Annotated in this window: 1 rRNA gene; it reads right to left on the bottom strand. The window is 49.0% G+C overall.

Annotation, left to right across the window (positions count from 1 at the left end):
- Positions 1-70: ribosomal RNA gene (gene rrf / locus ACOZK9_RS27410) — 5S ribosomal RNA — on the bottom strand; the annotation flags it as partial.
- Between the last annotated feature and the right edge of the window lie 189 nt (positions 71-259).

Raw genomic sequence — 259 nt, 5'->3', positions numbered from 1 at the left:
CGGCGATGCATCGTTTCACTACTGAGTTCGGGATGGGATCAGGTGGTTCCAATGCTCTATGGTCGTCAAGAAATTCGGGTACTGAGTCGTGGCCTGATGGCCTCGCTTCAGCAAATTGGGTATGTGACAGCTTTCGGTGTTTTGTGAGATCGAACTTTCGGTTCTATCGTCTTCACACACCGCAATCTGGTGCTCGTCAGAGCAAGCAAATTGCTTGGGTGTTATATGGTCAAGCCTCACGGGCAATTAGTATTGGTTA

The sequence above is a fragment of the Pseudomonas kitaguniensis genome (genome assembly GCF_049199985.1).
In the GTDB taxonomy this organism is placed as follows: Bacteria; Pseudomonadota; Gammaproteobacteria; order Pseudomonadales; family Pseudomonadaceae; genus Aquipseudomonas; species Aquipseudomonas kitaguniensis.
This window is presented reverse-complemented; position numbering and strand designations above follow the sequence as displayed.